Below are 15936 nucleotides of genomic sequence, written 5' to 3'. Positions count from 1 at the left end.
TGGTGGTGCGCGCTGCGTCAGCGGCACGCGTGCGCGTGAGCGCGAGGTCAGTTGTTGGACTCGTCCTCGTCGTACCCGCTGTAGAAGTGGGCGCCGTCGAATCCGGGGACGGTGTCCTTGAGGGACAGGCCGAGCTCGGTGAGCTTGTCCTTGACCTCGTCCACCGACTTCTGACCGAAGTTGCGGATGTTCATGAGCTGCGTCTCCGACAGGGCGACGAGCTCGGACACCGTGTTGATGCCCTCCCGCTTGAGGCAGTTGTAGCTGCGGACCGACAGGTCCAGGTCCTCGATCGGGGTCTGCAGCTCGTTCGAGAGCACGGCGTCGACCGGCGCGGGGCCGATCTCGATGCCCTCGGCCGCGGTGTTGAGCTCGCGGGCGAGCCCGAACAGCTCGACGAGCGTGCGACCGGCCGACGCGATGGCGTCGCGCGGCGTGATCGCGGGCTTCGACTCGACGTCGACGACCAGACGGTCGAAGTCCGTGCGCTCACCGGCACGCGTCGCCTCGACGCGGTAGGTGACCTTGAGGACCGGCGAGTAGATCGAGTCGATCGGGATCTGTCCGGCCTCGCTGAACTCCGAGCGGTTCTGCGTCGCCGAGACGTAGCCGCGGCCACGCTCGATCGTCAGCTCCAGCTCGAAGCGCGCGGTGTCGTTCAGGGTCGCGATGACGAGGTCCGGGTTGTGGATCTCGACGCCGGCCGGAGCGGAGATGTCCGCTGCGGTGACCTGACCGGCACCCTGCTTGCGCAGGTACGCCGTGATCGGCTCGTCGTGCTCGCTGGAGACGACCAGGCTCTTGATGTTGAGGATGATCTCGGTGACGTCTTCCTTGACACCGGGAACGGTGCTGAACTCGTGGAGGACGCCGTCGATGCGGATGCTGGTGACAGCCGCGCCGGGGATCGAGGAGAGGAGCGTGCGGCGCAGCGAGTTGCCGAGGGTGTAACCGAAGCCCGGCTCGAGCGGCTCGATGACGAAGCGCGAGCGGAACTCGGAGATCGTCTCCTCGGTCAGGGTGGGGCGCTGTGCAATGAGCACTGTGGGATTCCTTTCGGCGGAGTGTCCGCTATATGACACTCGGCGGTACGACGGGGCCGACCGGGCCCCGACGGGTCTGTTGAGTTGTGATCACGCGCACCGGAGTGCGCGATCGAACGACCAGGAATGGCCGCGGGCCCTGCCCGCCCCCGTCAGGGGACGAGCAGGGCGCGGCCGGTTGCTCCTCGCGTCAGACGCGACGGCGCTTGGGCGGGCGGCACCCGTTGTGCGCCTGCGGCGTGACGTCGTTGATCGAGCCCACCTCGAGGCCAGCGGCCTGGAGCGAGCGGATCGCGGTCTCGCGGCCCGAACCCGGACCCTTCACGAAGACGTCGACCTTCTTGACGCCGTGCTCCTGCGCCTGACGCGCAGCGGACTCGGCGGCGAGCTGCGCCGCGAACGGCGTCGACTTGCGCGAACCCTTGAAGCCCACGGCACCCGAGGACGCCCAGCTGAGGACGGCACCCGACGGGTCGGTGATGCTGACGATCGTGTTGTTGAACGTGCTCTTGATGTGGGCCTGGCCCACGGCGACGTTCTTCTTCTCCTTGCGGCGCGGCTTGCGCGCGGCAGTCTTGGGGGTAGCCATGATGATCTCCTATCGGGCCTTCTTCTTGCCTGCCACGGTGCGCTTCGGTCCCTTGCGGGTACGCGCGTTGGTCTTGGTGCGCTGACCGCGCACCGGGAGACCACGACGGTGGCGGAGACCCTCGTAGCTACCGATCTCGACCTTGCGGCGGATGTCGGCTGCGACCTCGCGGCGGAGGTCACCCTCCACCTTGAAGTTGCCCTCGATGAAGTCACGGAGGGCGACGAGCTGGTCGTCGGTCAGGTCCTTGACGCGGATGTCACCGGAGATACCGGTCTCGGCGAGTGCCTGGACCGCGCGGGTACGGCCGACGCCGTAGATGTACGTGAGTGCGATCTCCACGCGCTTCTCGCGCGGGATGTCGACGCCTGCTAGACGTGCCATGTGCTGGCTGCTCCTGTTGTCGATGGAGGTGTGGAGCAGTACCGGTGCTCGGGCCTCCGCCCCGAGGTGTCCCCACTCGCGTGGTTCTTGGTACTGCGTTCGATGTTGAGTTGTGGATCCTGCTCACAGCCGCCCGGGGGCGATCCGCGTCAGGCAGCCGGGACTAGCCCTGGCGCTGCTTGTGGCGCGGGTTGCTCTTGCAGATCACCATGACGCGGCCCTTGCGGCGGATCACACGGCAGTGCTCGCAGATGGGCTTGACGCTGGGGTTGACCTTCATTGTTCTTTCCTCGTGCTCGCTGGCTTCGTGCTCGGCAGGGTTGCCGGGCCGTTCCTTTCCAGCTCGCGGATCACTTGTAGCGGTAGACGATCCGGCCGCGGGTCAGGTCGTACGGGCTCAGCTCCACGATCACGCGGTCCTCGGGGAGGATGCGGATGTAGTGCTGGCGCATCTTCCCGGAGATGTGCGCGAGGACCTTGTGTCCGTTGGTCAGCTCAACGCGGAACATCGCGTTGGGCAGAGCTTCGAGCACCGAGCCCTCGATCTCGATGACGCCGTCTTTCTTGGCCATAGCCTCACTGTCGCTTGGTTGGATTACCGGTGTGATCCCCGAGCCGGTCTGCGGGTCGGGCGCCACGCCCAGTAGGCATGGCACACCAAAGATCGATCTTATGTGGTAAACCGAGGATTGCCAAGTGGAGACGTCGAAGTGCCCACGTCTGGGGCTTCTCAGGGCAGTCTGAGCGTTCCACAGTGGTTTGACGGCGCGCTCCGGGTTCCCGCTGGCCGGCGGCACCTAGCGTGGCCGTCGCCCCGCGCCCGTGCAGACCGAGCCGCGCGGACCACCGAACGGAGACCACGTGCCCGACGCCACCCGACGCCCGCTCGCCCGCCACGGCCGGCTCCCCCGTCGCCGCGGCTGGGGCACGCTCGCGTCGATCGTGGCCTCCGCCCTCGCGGTCGTGCTGGTGAGCGGGACGAGCGTCGCCGCCATCGCCGGCGCCCAGCTCGCCACGGCGCCGAGGACGGTCAAGCTCAGCACGGACGACCAGAGCACCGCGCAGACGGCCGACATCACCGCGATCAAGGGCGGCGCGAACATCCTGCTGATCGGCAGCGACACCCGCGTCGGGCAGTTCGACTCGAACGAGGACGTCGAGGGCGCCCGCAACGACGTCACGATGCTCATCCACATCTCGCAGGACCACACCCAGCTGACCGCGGTGAGCTTCCCGCGCGACCTCATGGTGCCGATCCCGGCGTGCACGAACCCCGAGACCGGCAAGGCCTACCCCGCGGCTACGTCCGCGCAGTTCAACACGGCGCTCGGGAACGGCGGCGTCTCGTGCGTCGTCGACACGGTCGAGAACCTCACCGGCCTGAGCATCCCGTACGCGGGCCTCATCACGTTCGACGGCGTCATCGAGATGTCGAACGCCCTCGGCGGCGTGGACGTGTGCGTCGCGGACCCGATCAACGACACCTACACCGGGCTCCACCTGACCGCGGGCTCGCACAACCTCGAGGGGTCGGACGCCCTCGCCTTCCTCCGCACGCGGCACGGCGTCGGCGACGGCAGCGACCTCGCCCGCATCAGCTCGCAGCAGGTGTTCCTGTCGGCGCTGCTGCGCAAGGTCACCTCGGACGGGACGCTCTCGAACCCGATCACGCTCTACAAGCTCGCCGGCGCCGCGCTGTCGAACATGACGCTGTCCGACGGCCTCGCGCAGGCACGGACGCTCGTCGGCCTCGCGGGAGCGCTCCGCGGGATGAGCACCGCCAACATGCTGTTCGTGCAGTACCCGGTCGCGGACGACCCGGCGAACAGCGCCCGGGTGATCGTCGACCAGGAGGCCGCCCACACCCTCAACGTGGCACTGCAGAACGACCAGAAGACCTCGCTGAGCGACTCGAGCACGGGTCGGGCGTCCGAGGAGTCCGCCAACGCGGGCACCGCGACGGCGTCCCCGTCCGCCGGCACGTCGTCCTCGACCGGCTCCTCGTCGTCCGCGGGGTCCGCCGCCGGCACCGGGTCGGGCACGGCGTCGGGTGCCGCCACGAGTTCGGCCTCGGCCTCGGCGACGCCGCTGCCGTCCTCGATCACGGGGCAGAGCGCCTCCGAGGAGACCTGCTCCGTCGGCAACGACTGATCCCGCCCGGCGGCGGCTCGGGTCCGCGGCGCGGCTCAGCGGCACGGGCCCGGTCCCGCGGGCGCGGGCGCCTCGGGCGAACTCGGGCACGGCCGGCGACGACCGCGTCGTGCGGCGGCGAGCGTCGCGGGCGTGACGTGCCGAGCCGACGGACGCATGCCGTGGACGCACGCGCACGGCGGCCGGGAGGCGCGTGACCGGGCCGACCAGCGCCTCCCGGACAGCGGACGCGCACCGCGCGACGGGCGCGATCTACGGGATCGGGACGGGCGTCACACCCAGCGGGGCCAGGCCCGCCGCGCCGCCGTCCGCGGCGGTCAGCACCCAGATGCCGTCCGCGTGCACCGCGATGCTGTGCTCCCAGTGCGCCGCGTCGGAACCGTCGAGAGTGCGGACCGTCCAGTCGTCGTCGTCCGTCGAGCTGTCGATCGTGCCGGCCGTGACCATCGGTTCGATCGCCACGACGAGCCCGGGCTTGACCACCGGGCCGGCACCGCGCACGCGGTAGTTGAAGACCGGCGGGTCCTCGTGCATCGAGCGTCCGATGCCGTGGCCGGTGTAGTCCTCGACGATGCCCCACGCACCGGTCTCGTCGATGGCGTCCTCGATGACGGCGCCGACCTCGTGCAGGTGCTTCGCGTGCGCGAGCGCGGCGATGCCGTGCCAGAGCGCACGCTCGGTGGTGTCGCAGAGCGTCTGCCGAGCCGCGGTGACCCCGGCGTCACCGCCCGGTACGACGACCGTGAACGCACTGTCACCGTTCCAGCCGTCGACCTCGGCTCCGGCGTCGACCGACACGACGTCGCCCGGCTGGAGCACGCGCTCCCCGGGGATGCCGTGCACGATCTCGTCGTTCACGGACACGCACAGCGTGTGCCGGTAGCCCGGTACCAGCTGGAAGTTCGGGATCCCGCCGCCCTCACGGATGGTCCGCTCGGCGATCGTGTCCAGCTCCAGCGTCGTGACACCGGGACGGATCGCCGCACGGACGGCCGTCAGCGCGTCGTGCGTGAGCAGCCCCGGGCGCACCATCGCGCGGAGCTCGTCCGGCGTCTTGTAGATCGACGGCTTGCGGAAGCGCACCACGCTCGTGTCAGACGCCCGCGGTCAGCCCACGTGCGGACAGCGCGGCCTGGATCCGGTCCCCGACCTCGTCGATGCCGCCGAGGCCGTCCACGTCGAGGACGAGCCCACGCTCGCCGTACGCGCCGACGATCGGTGCGGTCTGCTCCGTGTACACCTGCTGACGACGACGGATGGTCTCCTCGTTGTCGTCGCTCCGGCCCTGCTCCTCGGCACGCTTCAGCAGCCGGCCGACGAGCTCGTCCTGGTCGGCGACGAGCTGGATGACCGCGTCGATGCCGGTGCCCTGCTCGGCGAGCAGCGCGTCGAGGTACTCGACCTGTCCGACCGTGCGGGGGTACCCGTCGAGCAGGAAGCCGTGCTCGGCGTCCGCCTCGTGCAGGCGGGACTTCACGAGTTCGTTCGTGAGCGAGTCGGGGACGTAGTCGCCCGCGTCCATGATCGCCTTCGCCTGGACGCCGAGCGGGGTGCCCTCTGCGACGTTCTTGCGGAAGATGTCACCCGTCGAGACGGCGGGGATCCCGAACGCGTCGGCGATGCGACCGGCCTGGGTGCCCTTCCCGGCTCCGGGAGGTCCGACGATGATGAGACGTGCGCTCAACGGAGAAGCCCTTCGTAGTGACGCTGCTGCAGCTGCGAGTCGATCTGCTTCACGGTCTCGAGGCCGACACCCACGATGATGAGGATGCTCGCGCCACCGAACGGGAAGTTCTGGTTCGCACCGAAGAACGCCAGCGCCGCCAGCGGGATCAGTGCGATGAGACCGAGGTACAGGGAGCCGGGCAACGTCACCCGGGTCAGGACGTAGTCGAGGTACTCGGCCGTCGGACGGCCGGCCCGGATGCCCGGGATGAAGCCGCCGTACTTCTTCATGTTGTCGGCGACCTCTTCGGGGTTGAAGGTGATCGCGACGTAGAAGTACGTGAACCCGACGATGAGCAGGAAGTACAGGACCATGTAGAACCAGTTGTCACCCGAGGTCAGGTTGTTCTGGATCCAGGTCACCCAGGCCGCCGGCTCGCTGCCGTCGGAGGGTTGGTTGAACTGCGCGACCAGGGCCGGCAGGTAGAGCAGCGACGAGGCGAAGATGACGGGCACGACGCCGGCCATGTTCACCTTGATCGGGATGTACGTGTTGTTGCCGCCGTAGGTGCGACGACCGACCATCCGCTTGGCGTACTGCACCGGGATCCGTCGCTGCGACTGCTCGACGAACACGACGGCCATCATGATGACCAGGCCGACGAGGATGACGAACAGGAAGAGCTCGAAGCCGTTCGACTGCTCGATCGCCCAGAGCGCCGAGGGGAACTGCGCCGCGATGGACGTGAAGATCAGGAGCGACATGCCGTTGCCGATGCCGCGCTCGGTGACGAGCTCGCCCATCCACATGATGAGGCCGGTACCGGCGGTCAGCGTGACGACCATGAGCATGATCGCGTACCAGCTGTCGTTCGAGATGATCGACGAGCAGGAGGCCGAGGCGTTGGTGCCGAACAGGGCGCCGGAACGGGCGACCGTGATCAGGGTGGTGGACTGCAGCACGCCGAGCGCGATGGTGAGGTAGCGCGTGTACTGCGTCAGCTTCGCCTGACCGGACTGCCCCTCCTTGTAGAGGGCGTCGAAGTGCGGGATGACCACGCGGAGCAGCTGCACGATGATCGACGACGTGATGTACGGCATGATGCCGAGCGCGAAGACCGACAGCTTCAGCAGCGCGCCGCCGGAGAAGAGGTTGATCAGGTCGTAGAGACCCTGCTGCGACGATGCGCTGGCGAGACAGGTCTGCACGGATGCGTAGTCGACGAACGGCGCGGGGATGTACGACCCCAGGCGGAACAGCGCGATGATCGCGAGGGTGAAGCCGATCTTCTTGCGAAGATCTGGGGTGCGCATGATGCGCGCGACCGCTCTGAACACGAGGACTCCGAACTTCTGGGACCGGCGGCCCGTCGAGGGGCCGTCACCGGTGCGGTCGGCAGGACCGACCTGGCCGGCGGACGCCGACCACTGTCAAGGAAACCGTAACGGCGGCCCGTGCGCAAACGCACGGGCCGCCGACGGGGGTTACTGGGAGACGGTGCCGCCAGCAGCCGCGATCTTCTCGGCGGCGGACGCCGAGACCTTGTCGACCGAGACCGTCAGCTTCACGCTGATGTCACCCTGACCGAGAACCTTGACCTTCTCGTTCTTGCGGACGGCGCCCTTGGCGACCAGGTCCGCGACGGTGACGTCGCCACCGTTGGGGTAGAGCTCCGCGATCTTGTCCAGGTTCACGACCTGGTACTCGACACGGAACGGGTTCTTGAACCCGCGGAGCTTCGGGGTGCGCATGTGCAGCGGCATCTGCCCACCCTCGAAGCCGACCTTGACCTGGTAACGAGCCTTCTGGCCCTTGGTACCACGGCCGGCGGTCTTGCCCTTGGAGCCCTCACCACGACCGACGCGGGTGCGCGCCTTCTTGGCGCCCTCTGCCGGACGGAGGTGGTGCAGCTTCAGGACCTGCACGCGCTCGTTCTTCTCGTCGCTCATGCGTCGACCTCCTCGACCTTCACGAGGTGCGCGACCGTTGCGACGTACCCGCGGTTCTGGGCGTTGTCCTCACGCAGGACCGTACGGCCGATGCGCTTGAGACCCAGGCTGCGGAGCGTGTCGCGCTGGTACTGCTTCTCGCTGATAACGGACTTCGTCTGCGTGATCTTCAGCATCGCCATCACGCACCTGCCTTCTCGGACGCGGCACGCAGAGCAGCGGCCTCGGCCTGGAGCAGACGGTCCGGGACGACCCGGTCGACGGGGAGACCGCGACGGCTTGCGACCGCACGGGGCTCCTCGAGCTGCTGCAGCGCCTCGACGGTCGCGTGCACGATGTTGATGGTGTTCGACGAACCGAGCGACTTGCTCAGGACGTCGTGGATGCCAGCGCACTCGAGGACGGCGCGGACCGGACCACCGGCGATGACACCGGTACCGGCAGCGGCCGGACGGAGGAGCACGACGCCGGCAGCGGCCTCGCCCTGCACCGGGTGCGGGATCGTGTTGCCGACGCGCGGGACGCGGAAGAAGTTCTTCTTCGCTTCCTCGACGCCCTTCGAGATGGCGGTCGGGACCTCGCGGGCCTTGCCGTAGCCGACACCCACGAGACCGTTGCCGTCACCGACGACGACGAGCGCGGTGAAGCTGAAGCGACGACCACCCTTGACGACCTTGGAGACGCGGTTGATGGTCACGACGCGCTCGAGGAACTGGCTGTCGCCACCCCGACCGTTGCGGTCGTTGCCACGGCCGCCACCCTGCTGACGGTCGCGGCCGCCACCACGGCGGCCACGGTTGTCGGCGGAGTCGCGGTTGTTCGATGCCGAACCGGCTGCGGTCTCGACGGGGCGCTCGACGACGGGGACCTCGGGCTCCTTGGCCGCGGGGGCCGTGGTGCTCGTGGCCTCGGCCTCGGTCGTCTCGACGGCCTCGGTCGTCTCGACGTTGGCGTCTTCGTTCGTGTTCGCGATGTCGCTCACAGGTTCAGCCCTCCTTCACGGGCACCGTCGGCGATCGCGGCGACGCGACCGGCGTACTTGCTACCACCGCGGTCGAAGACCACGGCCTCGACGCCAGCGGCCTTCGCGCGCTCGGCGAGGAGTTCGCCGACACGACGGGCCTTGGCGGTCTTGTCGCCGTCGAACGTACGGAGGTCGGCCTCCATCGTCGACGCGCTGGCCAGCGTGTGGCCCTTGGCGTCGTCGATGACCTGGACGAACACGTGACGCGCCGAACGGGTGACAGCGAGACGCGGACGGGCCTCGGTGCCGGTGATCTTCTTGCGGAGGCGGTTGTGACGGCGCGCCTTGGCGGCCGACTTGCTCTTCCCTCGTGTCTTGAGGAGACCCATGATCACTTACCTGACTTTCCGGCCTTGCGGCGCACGATCTCGCCGGCGTAGCGGACACCCTTGCCCTTGTAGGGCTCGGGCTTGCGCAGCTTGCGGATGTTTGCAGCGACCTCGCCGACGGACTGCTTGTCGATGCCGTTGACGGTCAGCTTGTTGTTGCCCTCGACGGCGAAGCTGATGCCCGCGGGCGGCTCGACCGTGATCGGGTGGGAGTAGCCGAGCGCGAACTCGACGTTGTTGCCCTTCGCCTGCACGCGGTAACCGGTGCCGACGACCTCGAGGCCCTTGGAGTAGCCCTGGGTCACGCCGACGATGTTGTTCGCGATGAGGGTGCGGGTCAGGCCGTGGAGCGCACGCGAGCTGCGCTCGTCGTCCGGTCGGGTGACGAGGACCTGGTTCTCCTCGACCTTGGCCTGGATGGGCTCCGCGACGACGAGCGCGAGCTCGCCCTTCGGGCCCTTGACCGCGACGTTCTGACCGTCGATGGAGACGGTCACGCCAGCGGGGATGTCAATGGGAAGACGTCCGATACGAGACATTGTCGGTCACCACACGTAGGCGAGGACTTCCCCACCCACGCCCTTCTGCTCGGCTTCGCGGTCGGTGAGCAGTCCCGACGAGGTCGAGAGGATCGCCACGCCGAGGCCACCGAGGACCTGGGGGATCTCCGTCGACTTCGCGTACACCCGGAGACCGGGCTTCGAGACGCGCTTGATGCCGGCGATCGAACGCTCGCGCTCGGGGCCGTACTTCAGGTCGATCGTGAGGGTCTCGCCCACGCGGGCGTCCTCGATCTTCCACTCGCTGATGTAGCCCTCGCGCTTGAGGATCTCAGCGATGTTCTTCTTCAGCTTGGAGCTGGGAAGCGAGACGGCATCGTGGTGCGCCGAGTTCGCGTTCCGCAATCTGGTCAGCATGTCTGCGACCGGATCGGTCATCGTCATGATGGTCGTCCATTCTTCGCCTGGTTTCGACACCCGTTCCACGAATGCCGACCTGAGCGATCGGGTGATCCTGGGGCGGTTCCCCTGGATCGGTGTGTTCGTGCGTGCGGGCCGGAGGACGTGAATCCTCCGGCCCGCACCGCCCGAAGTATCTTAGACCGTCTGCTCGGCAGAACGGAACGGGAACCCGAGCTGGCGGAGCAGCGCGCGGCCCTCGTCGTCCGACTTCGCGGTGGTCACGACGGTGATGTCGAAGCCACGCACGCGGTCGATGCGGTCCTGGTCGATCTCGTGGAACACGGACTGCTCCGTGAGACCGAACGTGTAGTTGCCGTTGCCGTCGAACTGCTTGTCGCTGAGACCGCGGAAGTCGCGGATGCGGGGCAGTGCGAGGGTCACGAGACGGTCGATGAACTCCCACGCGCGGTCACCACGGAGGGTGACGTGCGCGCCGATGGCCTGGCCCTCACGCAGCTTGAACTGCGCGATGGACTTGCGGGCCTTCGTGACCTGGGGCTTCTGACCCGTGATCGCCGTGAGGTCCTTGATGGCCCCCTCGATGATCTTCGAGTCGCGAGCGGCCTCACCGACACCGGTGTTCACGACGACCTTGACCAGGCCGGGGACCTGGTTGACGTTCGCGTACCCGAACTGCTCGGTGAGGGCAGCCTTGATCTCGTTCTTGTACTTCTGCTTGAGGCGCGGCTCGACCTTGGTCGCCGGCGCGGCAGTCGTGTCGGTCATCAGAGCTTCTCACCCGACTTCTTGGCGTAGCGGACTCGGACGGTCTTCTTGACGCCGTCCTTCTCCACCTCTTCGTTGCGGAAACCGACGCGGGTCGGCTTCTTGGTCTTCGGGTCGACGATGGCGACGTTCGACACGTGGATCGGAGCCTCGTGCTGCTCGATGCCACCGGTCTTCGAGCCGCGCTGCGTCTGGCCGACGCGGACGTGCTTCGTGACGAAGTTCACGCCCTCGACGACGACGCGGTTCTTGTCCTTGAGGACCTCGATGACCTTGCCCTGCTTGCCACGGTCACCGCCGCGCTCCTGCTTGGCACCCGTGATGACCTGGACCAGGTCACCCTTCTTGATGTTCGCCATGGCTTACAGCACCTCCGGCGCGAGCGAGATGATCTTCATGAACTTCTTGTCACGGAGCTCGCGACCGACCGGACCGAAGATGCGCGTACCGCGCGGGTCGCCGTCGGCCTTGAGGATCACTGCCGCGTTCTCGTCGAACTTGATGTAGGAGCCGTCCTGACGACGGGTCTCCTTCTTGGTGCGAACGATGACCGCCTTGACGACGTCACCCTTCTTCACGTTGCCGCCGGGGATGGCGTCCTTCACCGTGGCGACGATGACGTCACCGAGACCGGCGTAGCGACGACCCGAGCCACCGAGCACGCGGATGGTCAAGATCTCCTTGGCACCCGTGTTGTCGGCGACCTTGAGGCGGGATTCCTGCTGAATCACTGCTGTCTCCTATTCCGAAGTAGGCCTGGGCCTACTTGGCCTTCTCGAGGATCTCGACCAGGCGCCAGCGCTTGGAAGCGCTGAGGGGACGGGTCTCGCTGATCACGACGAGGTCGCCGACACCAGCGGTGCCGAGCTCGTCGTGGGCCTTCACCTTGGACGTGCGACGGATGATCTTGCCGTAGAGCGCGTGCTTCACGCGGTCCTCGACCTCGACCACGATGGTCTTGTCCATCTTGTCGCTCGTGACGTAGCCACGACGCGTCTTGCGGTAGCCGCGAGCGGAGGCGGCGGAGGTCTTCTCTTCGTTCGCCATTACTTCTCCTCGGCGGTCTCGGCCTCGGCCGACTCAGCCGGCTTCTCAGCCTTCTTGGTCGTCTTCTTGGCCTTGGGGGCGGTCTCGACGGGCGCGGGGGTGGCACGGATGCCGAGCTCGCGCTCGCGGAGGACGGTGTAGATGCGAGCGATGTCGCGCTTGACGGCACGGAGACGACCGTGGCTCTCCAGCTGGCCGGTGGCCGACTGGAAGCGGAGGTTGAAGAGCTCCTCCTTGGCCTTCTTCAGTTCGTCAGCAAGACGCTCGTTCTCGAACGTGTCGAGCTCCGTCGGACGGAGCTCCTTGGAACCGATCGCCATTATGCGTCGCCCTCCTCGCGCTTGATGATGCGTGCCTTGAGGGGCAGCTTGTGGATTGCACGGGTCAGCGCCTCGCGGGCGATGTCCTCGTTGACGCCGGAGAGCTCGAAGAGCACACGGCCCGGCTTGACGTTGGCGACCCACCACTCGGGGGAACCCTTACCGGAACCCATGCGGGTCTCGGCCGGCTTCTTCGTGAGCGGACGGTCCGGGTAGATGTTGATCCACACCTTGCCGCCACGCTTGATGTGACGCGTCATGGCGATACGAGCGGACTCGATCTGACGGTTGGTCACGTAAGCGGGCGTGAGCGCCTGGATGCCGTAGTCACCGAACGACACCTTGGTGCCACCGGTGGCCTGGCCCGAACGCTTCGGGTGGTGCTGCTTGCGGTGCTTGACTCGACGGGGAATAAGCATGGTTACGCCTCAACTCCTGCGCCGGCCGGCGCGTCCTGCGGAGCCTGCTGCTGGCGTCCACCGCGGTCGCCGCCACGGCGGTCGCCGCGCTCGCCACGGGGGCCGCCACGACGCTCGGGGCGCGACGAACGCTGGTTCGCCTGCTCGCGAGCGAGCTCCTTGTTCGTGATGTCGCCCTTGTAGATCCAGACCTTCACGCCGATGCGGCCGAACGTGGTCCGGGCCTCGTAGAAGCCGTAGTCGATGTTCGCGCGGAGCGTGTGCAGGGGCACGCGGCCCTCGCGGTAGAACTCCGAGCGCGACATCTCGGCGCCGCCGAGACGACCCGACACCTGGATGCGCACACCCTTGGCGCCGGCGCGCTGCGCACCCTGCAGGCCCTTGCGCATGGCGCGACGGAACGCGACACGAGCGGAGAGCTGCTCGGCGATGCCCTGCGCGACGAGCTGGGCCTCGGTCTCGGGGTTCTTGACCTCGAGGATGTTGAGCTGGATCTGCTTCTTGGTGAGCTTCTCGAGCTCCCCACGGACGCGCTCCGCCTCGGCGCCACGGCGACCGATGACGATGCCCGGACGCGCGGTGTGGATGTCCACGCGGACGCGGTCACGGGTGCGCTCGAGCTCGATGCGGGCGACGCCGGCACGGTCGAGGGTCTTCTTCAGGTACTCGCGCACCTTGATGTCCTCGGCCACGTAGTCGGCGTAGCGCTGACCCGGCTTCGTGCTGTCGGTGAACCAGTGCGAGACGTGGTCCGTCGTGATCCCGAGACGGAAGCCGTACGGGTTGACCTTCTGGCCCATTACTTGCTCGCCTTCTTGCTCGTCGCGGCAGCCTCGACCTCATCCGGCGTCGCGAGGACGACCGTGATGTGGCTGGTGCGCTTGTTGATGCGGAAGGCGCGGCCCTGGGCGCGCGGCTGGAACCGCTTCAGGGTCGTGCCTTCGTCGACGAAGACGCGGCTCACGTAGAGGTCGCGCTCGTCGAGGAAGCTGTTCGTCGAGTCCGCCTTCACCCGGGCGTTCGCGATCGCCGAGGCGACCAGCTTGTACACGGGCTCCGAAGCGCCCTGGGGGGCGAACTTCAGGATGGCGAGGGCCTCGTGGGCCTGCTTGCCGCGGATCAGCTCGATGACGCGACGGGCCTTCTGAGGCGTGACGCGGATGTGTCGCACGCGTGCGATCGACTCCACCATTTCGTTCCTCCTCTGCGTCGCCGCCTTAGCGGCGACGGCCCTTCTTGTCGTCCTTCACGTGACCACGGAAGGTGCGGGTCGGCGCGAACTCGCCGAGCTTGTGACCGACCATCGACTCGGTGACGAACACCGGGATGTGCTTGCGGCCGTCGTGCACGGCGATCGTGTGCCCGAGCATGTTCGGGATGATCATCGAGCGACGCGACCAGGTACGGATCACGTTCTTGGTGTTGGCCTCGTTCTGCGTGACGACCTTGCGGAGCAGGTGCTCGTCGACGAAGGGGCCCTTCTTCAGACTGCGTGGCATCTTCTGAACTCCTACTTGCGCTTCTTGCCGGCGTTACGGCGACGGACGATGAGCTTGTCGCTCGGCTTGTTCGGCTTGCGCGTGCGACCCTCGGCCTGACCCCACGGGCTGACCGGGTGACGGCCACCGGAGGTCTTGCCCTCGCCACCACCGTGCGGGTGGTCGACCGGGTTCATCGCGACACCACGGACGGTCGGGCGGACGCCCTTCCAGCGCATGCGGCCGGCCTTGCCCCAGTTGATGTTCGACTGCTCGGCGTTGCCGACCTCGCCGATCGTGGCGCGGCAGCGGGCGTCGACGTTGCGGACCTCGCCCGACGGCAGACGGAGCTGCGCGTAGGGGCCGTCCTTGGCGACGAGACGCACCGAGGCGCCGGCCGAGCGGGCCATCTTCGCGCCGCCACCGGGGCGGAGCTCGATCGCGTGCACGACCGTACCCACCGGGATGTTGCGGAGCGGCAGGTTGTTGCCGGGCTTGATGTCGGCGCCGGGGCCCTGCTCGATGACGTCGCCCTGCTTGAGCTTGTTCGGCGCGATGATGTAGCGCTTCGTGCCGTCCACGTAGTGCAGGAGCGCGATGCGCGCGGTGCGGTTCGGGTCGTACTCGATGTGTGCGACCTTGGCGTCGACGCCGTCCTTGTCGTGACGACGGAAGTCGATCACGCGGTACTGGCGCTTGTGGCCACCACCGATGTGACGGGTTGTGATGCGACCGGAGCTGTTGCGGCCACCGGTCTTCGGCAGCGGGCGGAGCAGCGACTTCTCCGGCGTCGACCGGGTGATCTCAGCGAAGTCGGCGACCGACGAGCCGCGACGACCGGGGGTCGTCGGCTTGTAGTTACGAATAGCCATGATTAATCCCTTAAGGTCCTCAGCCGACAGCCGTGAAGATGTCGATCGAACCGGACTTGAGCGTCACGATGGCACGCTTGGTGTCCTTGCGCTTGCCCATGCCGAAGCGCGTGCGACGGGTCTTGCCCGGACGGTTCAGCGTGTTGATGCTCGCGACCTTGACGTCGAAGATCTTCTCGATGGCGAGCTTGATCTCGGTCTTGTTCGAGCGGGGGTCCACGATGAACGTGTACTTGCCCTGGTCGATCAGGCCGTAGCTCTTCTCCGAGACGACCGGCGAGATGATGATGTCGCGCGGGTCCTTGTTGAAGCCGCTCATGCGGAGATCTCCTTCGCGGTCTTCGACGCGATGAAGGCGTCGAGTGCGCTCTTGCTGAAGACGAGCGCGTCGGCCTTGAGCACGTCGTAGGCGTTGAGCTGGCCGTACGAGAGCGCGTGGACGTTCGGCAGGTTGCGGATCGACTTGAGCGTGAGTTCGTCGTCCTGCTCGAGCACGATCAGCACGTGCTTGACGGGCGCGACCTTCTCGAGGAGCGTGCGGGCGGTCTTGGTCGACGGCACATCGGCCGCGACGAAGCCCTCCACAGCGGAGATGCGGCCACCGCGGGCGCGGTCCGAGAGCGAGCCGAGCAGAGCAGCGGCGATCATCTTCTTCGGGGTGCGCTGCGAGTAGTCGCGCGGGGTCGGTCCGTGGACGACGCCACCGCCGGTGTGCTCCGGTGCGCGGACCGAACCCTGACGGGAGCGGCCGGTGCCCTTCTGCTTGAACGGCTTGCGACCAGCACCGCGGACCTCGCCGCGGTTCTTGGTCTTGTGGGTGCCCTGACGCGCGGCTGCGAGCTGCGCGGTGACGACCTGGTGGATCAGCGGGACGTTGGTCTCGACGTCGAAGAGCTCGGCGGGGAGCTCGACGGAGCCGGACTTGACGCCCGATGCGTCGAGGACGTCGATCGTGGTTGCGGTCGTGGTGGCCATGA

27 protein-coding genes are annotated in these 15936 nt (G+C 67.5%); 1 reads left to right on the top strand and 26 read right to left on the bottom strand.

Translation table 11 applies throughout. The features are described from left to right. Window positions 1-47: 47 nt before the first annotated feature. The 5 genes from ACIQUC_RS11190 to infA form a co-directional block, all read right to left on the bottom strand. Window positions 48-1043, bottom strand: coding sequence for a DNA-directed RNA polymerase subunit alpha (locus tag ACIQUC_RS11190; RefSeq protein ID WP_022906362.1), 996 nt, complete (start codon window positions 1041-1043; stop codon window positions 48-50). 190 nt (window positions 1044-1233) lie between these two features. Continuing rightward, window positions 1234-1632, bottom strand: a complete 399-nt coding sequence (rpsK, locus tag ACIQUC_RS11185) for a 30S ribosomal protein S11 (RefSeq protein ID WP_017885507.1) — start codon at window positions 1630-1632, stop codon at window positions 1234-1236. A 9-nt stretch (window positions 1633-1641) separates the two neighbouring features. Continuing rightward, window positions 1642-2016, bottom strand: coding sequence for a 30S ribosomal protein S13 (gene rpsM, locus ACIQUC_RS11180; protein ID WP_058728274.1), 375 nt, complete (start codon window positions 2014-2016; stop codon window positions 1642-1644). Between the two features lie 163 nt (window positions 2017-2179). After that, window positions 2180-2296, bottom strand: coding sequence for a 50S ribosomal protein L36 (gene rpmJ / locus ACIQUC_RS11175; protein WP_022903266.1), 117 nt, complete (start codon window positions 2294-2296; stop codon window positions 2180-2182). A gap of 70 nt (window positions 2297-2366) precedes the next feature. Beyond that, window positions 2367-2588, bottom strand: a complete 222-nt coding sequence (gene infA, locus ACIQUC_RS11170) for a translation initiation factor IF-1 (RefSeq protein WP_017885509.1) — start codon at window positions 2586-2588, stop codon at window positions 2367-2369. Window positions 2589-2877: 289 nt separating this feature from the next. Here infA and ACIQUC_RS11165 point away from each other — a divergent pair, with 289 nt between their 5' ends. Beyond that, a complete protein-coding gene (locus ACIQUC_RS11165; RefSeq protein WP_402266736.1) occupies window positions 2878-4167 on the top strand; it encodes an LCP family protein in 1290 nt (429 codons plus the stop codon). A 252-nt stretch (window positions 4168-4419) separates the two neighbouring features. Here the strand turns inward: ACIQUC_RS11165 and map are convergent, their stop codons facing one another. The 21 genes from map to rplD all read right to left on the bottom strand — a co-directional run bounded on the left by map (window position 4420) and on the right by rplD (window position 15934). Then, window positions 4420-5199 carry a type I methionyl aminopeptidase gene (gene map / locus ACIQUC_RS11160; protein ID WP_042723668.1) on the bottom strand — a complete coding sequence of 260 codons (780 nt, stop codon included), beginning with the start codon at window positions 5197-5199 and terminating at the stop codon, window positions 4420-4422. A gap of 61 nt (window positions 5200-5260) precedes the next feature. Further along, window positions 5261-5851 (bottom strand): adenylate kinase, encoded by a 591-nt coding sequence (locus ACIQUC_RS11155; RefSeq protein ID WP_402266733.1) that lies wholly within the window; start codon window positions 5849-5851, stop codon window positions 5261-5263. After that, a complete protein-coding gene (secY, locus tag ACIQUC_RS11150) occupies window positions 5848-7170 on the bottom strand; it encodes a preprotein translocase subunit SecY (RefSeq protein ID WP_022906357.1) in 1323 nt (440 codons plus the stop codon). Before secY ends, ACIQUC_RS11155 begins: the two co-directional genes overlap by 4 nt. A gap of 147 nt (window positions 7171-7317) precedes the next feature. Then, the gene (gene rplO, locus ACIQUC_RS11145; RefSeq protein WP_022906356.1) at window positions 7318-7782 is read right to left on the bottom strand and encodes a 50S ribosomal protein L15; all 465 of its coding nucleotides are present in this window, start codon (window positions 7780-7782) and stop codon (window positions 7318-7320) included. Continuing rightward, window positions 7779-7964, bottom strand: a complete 186-nt coding sequence (gene rpmD / locus ACIQUC_RS11140) for a 50S ribosomal protein L30 (protein WP_022906355.1) — start codon at window positions 7962-7964, stop codon at window positions 7779-7781. The genes rplO and rpmD overlap by 4 nt, the downstream gene beginning before the upstream one ends. After that, window positions 7964-8764: a 30S ribosomal protein S5 gene (gene rpsE / locus ACIQUC_RS11135; protein ID WP_402266728.1), complete on the bottom strand. Its 801-nt coding sequence runs from the start codon at window positions 8762-8764 to the stop codon at window positions 7964-7966. Before rpsE ends, rpmD begins: the two co-directional genes overlap by 1 nt. After that, window positions 8761-9135 carry a 50S ribosomal protein L18 gene (rplR, locus tag ACIQUC_RS11130; protein WP_031261773.1) on the bottom strand — a complete coding sequence of 125 codons (375 nt, stop codon included), beginning with the start codon at window positions 9133-9135 and terminating at the stop codon, window positions 8761-8763. Before rplR ends, rpsE begins: the two co-directional genes overlap by 4 nt. Before the next feature lie 2 nt (window positions 9136-9137). Continuing rightward, window positions 9138-9674, bottom strand: a complete 537-nt coding sequence (gene rplF / locus ACIQUC_RS11125) for a 50S ribosomal protein L6 (RefSeq protein WP_031261772.1) — start codon at window positions 9672-9674, stop codon at window positions 9138-9140. 6 nt (window positions 9675-9680) lie between these two features. Continuing rightward, complete coding sequence (gene rpsH, locus ACIQUC_RS11120) at window positions 9681-10079, bottom strand: 30S ribosomal protein S8 (protein WP_022906351.1); 399 nt, start codon at window positions 10077-10079, stop codon at window positions 9681-9683. Between the two features lie 153 nt (window positions 10080-10232). Then, window positions 10233-10823, bottom strand: coding sequence for a 50S ribosomal protein L5 (gene rplE, locus ACIQUC_RS11115; protein ID WP_022906350.1), 591 nt, complete (start codon window positions 10821-10823; stop codon window positions 10233-10235). Then, on the bottom strand, window positions 10823-11182 hold the full coding sequence (gene rplX, locus ACIQUC_RS11110; protein ID WP_022906349.1) for a 50S ribosomal protein L24: 360 nt from the start codon (window positions 11180-11182) through the stop codon (window positions 10823-10825). Before rplX ends, rplE begins: the two co-directional genes overlap by 1 nt. A 3-nt stretch (window positions 11183-11185) precedes the next feature. Continuing rightward, window positions 11186-11554 carry a 50S ribosomal protein L14 gene (rplN, locus tag ACIQUC_RS11105; RefSeq protein ID WP_017885523.1) on the bottom strand — a complete coding sequence of 123 codons (369 nt, stop codon included), beginning with the start codon at window positions 11552-11554 and terminating at the stop codon, window positions 11186-11188. A gap of 31 nt (window positions 11555-11585) precedes the next feature. After that, window positions 11586-11870 (bottom strand): 30S ribosomal protein S17, encoded by a 285-nt coding sequence (gene rpsQ / locus ACIQUC_RS11100; protein WP_022906348.1) that lies wholly within the window; start codon window positions 11868-11870, stop codon window positions 11586-11588. Next, window positions 11870-12190 (bottom strand): 50S ribosomal protein L29, encoded by a 321-nt coding sequence (rpmC, locus tag ACIQUC_RS11095; protein ID WP_022906347.1) that lies wholly within the window; start codon window positions 12188-12190, stop codon window positions 11870-11872. The genes rpsQ and rpmC overlap by 1 nt, the downstream gene beginning before the upstream one ends. Beyond that, complete coding sequence (rplP, locus tag ACIQUC_RS11090) at window positions 12190-12609, bottom strand: 50S ribosomal protein L16 (protein ID WP_022906346.1); 420 nt, start codon at window positions 12607-12609, stop codon at window positions 12190-12192. The genes rpmC and rplP overlap by 1 nt, the downstream gene beginning before the upstream one ends. A 2-nt stretch (window positions 12610-12611) precedes the next feature. Continuing rightward, a complete protein-coding gene (gene rpsC, locus ACIQUC_RS11085; protein ID WP_022906345.1) occupies window positions 12612-13409 on the bottom strand; it encodes a 30S ribosomal protein S3 in 798 nt (265 codons plus the stop codon). Then, window positions 13409-13801 carry a 50S ribosomal protein L22 gene (gene rplV, locus ACIQUC_RS11080; RefSeq protein WP_022906344.1) on the bottom strand — a complete coding sequence of 131 codons (393 nt, stop codon included), beginning with the start codon at window positions 13799-13801 and terminating at the stop codon, window positions 13409-13411. Before rplV ends, rpsC begins: the two co-directional genes overlap by 1 nt. A 25-nt stretch (window positions 13802-13826) precedes the next feature. Continuing rightward, window positions 13827-14108 carry a 30S ribosomal protein S19 gene (gene rpsS, locus ACIQUC_RS11075; RefSeq protein ID WP_022906343.1) on the bottom strand — a complete coding sequence of 94 codons (282 nt, stop codon included), beginning with the start codon at window positions 14106-14108 and terminating at the stop codon, window positions 13827-13829. 11 nt (window positions 14109-14119) lie between these two features. Then, window positions 14120-14959, bottom strand: a complete 840-nt coding sequence (rplB, locus tag ACIQUC_RS11070) for a 50S ribosomal protein L2 (protein ID WP_022906342.1) — start codon at window positions 14957-14959, stop codon at window positions 14120-14122. A 19-nt stretch (window positions 14960-14978) separates the two neighbouring features. Beyond that, window positions 14979-15278: a 50S ribosomal protein L23 gene (gene rplW / locus ACIQUC_RS11065; RefSeq protein ID WP_022903283.1), complete on the bottom strand. Its 300-nt coding sequence runs from the start codon at window positions 15276-15278 to the stop codon at window positions 14979-14981. Beyond that, window positions 15275-15934, bottom strand: coding sequence for a 50S ribosomal protein L4 (rplD, locus tag ACIQUC_RS11060; protein WP_031261771.1), 660 nt, complete (start codon window positions 15932-15934; stop codon window positions 15275-15277). The genes rplW and rplD overlap by 4 nt, the downstream gene beginning before the upstream one ends. Window positions 15935-15936 lie beyond the last annotated feature (2 nt).

It is taken from the genome of Curtobacterium sp. NPDC098951 (genome assembly GCF_044759965.1).
GTDB lineage: Bacteria > Actinomycetota > Actinomycetes > Actinomycetales > Microbacteriaceae > Curtobacterium.
Note: the sequence above shows the minus strand (reverse complement) of the source record. Positions and strands in the feature narration are given on the sequence as shown.

Coding starts and splice junctions, on each gene's coding strand:
- rpsK (WP_017885507.1), bottom strand. CDS start 1,632: ATGGCTACCCCCAAGACTGCCGCGCGCAAGCCGCGCCGCAAGGAGAAG.
- rpsM (WP_058728274.1), bottom strand. CDS start 2,016: ATGGCACGTCTAGCAGGCGTCGACATCCCGCGCGAGAAGCGCGTGGAG.
- rpmJ (WP_022903266.1), bottom strand. CDS start 2,296: ATGAAGGTCAACCCCAGCGTCAAGCCCATCTGCGAGCACTGCCGTGTG.
- infA (WP_017885509.1), bottom strand. CDS start 2,588: ATGGCCAAGAAAGACGGCGTCATCGAGATCGAGGGCTCGGTGCTCGAA.
- map (WP_042723668.1), bottom strand. CDS start 5,199: ATGGTGCGCCCGGGGCTGCTCACGCACGACGCGCTGACGGCCGTCCGT.
- rplO (WP_022906356.1), bottom strand. CDS start 7,782: ATGAGCGACGAGAAGAACGAGCGCGTGCAGGTCCTGAAGCTGCACCAC.
- rpmD (WP_022906355.1), bottom strand. CDS start 7,964: ATGGCGATGCTGAAGATCACGCAGACGAAGTCCGTTATCAGCGAGAAG.
- rplR (WP_031261773.1), bottom strand. CDS start 9,135: ATGGGTCTCCTCAAGACACGAGGGAAGAGCAAGTCGGCCGCCAAGGCG.
- rplF (WP_031261772.1), bottom strand. CDS start 9,674: ATGTCTCGTATCGGACGTCTTCCCATTGACATCCCCGCTGGCGTGACC.
- rpsH (WP_022906351.1), bottom strand. CDS start 10,079: ATGACGATGACCGATCCGGTCGCAGACATGCTGACCAGATTGCGGAAC.
- rplE (WP_022906350.1), bottom strand. CDS start 10,823: ATGACCGACACGACTGCCGCGCCGGCGACCAAGGTCGAGCCGCGCCTC.
- rplX (WP_022906349.1), bottom strand. CDS start 11,182: ATGGCGAACATCAAGAAGGGTGACCTGGTCCAGGTCATCACGGGTGCC.
- rpsQ (WP_022906348.1), bottom strand. CDS start 11,870: ATGGCGAACGAAGAGAAGACCTCCGCCGCCTCCGCTCGCGGCTACCGC.
- rpmC (WP_022906347.1), bottom strand. CDS start 12,190: ATGGCGATCGGTTCCAAGGAGCTCCGTCCGACGGAGCTCGACACGTTC.
- rplP (WP_022906346.1), bottom strand. CDS start 12,609: ATGCTTATTCCCCGTCGAGTCAAGCACCGCAAGCAGCACCACCCGAAG.
- rpsC (WP_022906345.1), bottom strand. CDS start 13,409: ATGGGCCAGAAGGTCAACCCGTACGGCTTCCGTCTCGGGATCACGACG.
- rplV (WP_022906344.1), bottom strand. CDS start 13,801: ATGGTGGAGTCGATCGCACGCGTGCGACACATCCGCGTCACGCCTCAG.
- rpsS (WP_022906343.1), bottom strand. CDS start 14,108: ATGCCACGCAGTCTGAAGAAGGGCCCCTTCGTCGACGAGCACCTGCTC.
- rplB (WP_022906342.1), bottom strand. CDS start 14,959: ATGGCTATTCGTAACTACAAGCCGACGACCCCCGGTCGTCGCGGCTCG.
- rplW (WP_022903283.1), bottom strand. CDS start 15,278: ATGAGCGGCTTCAACAAGGACCCGCGCGACATCATCATCTCGCCGGTC.
- rplD (WP_031261771.1), bottom strand. CDS start 15,934: ATGGCCACCACGACCGCAACCACGATCGACGTCCTCGACGCATCGGGC.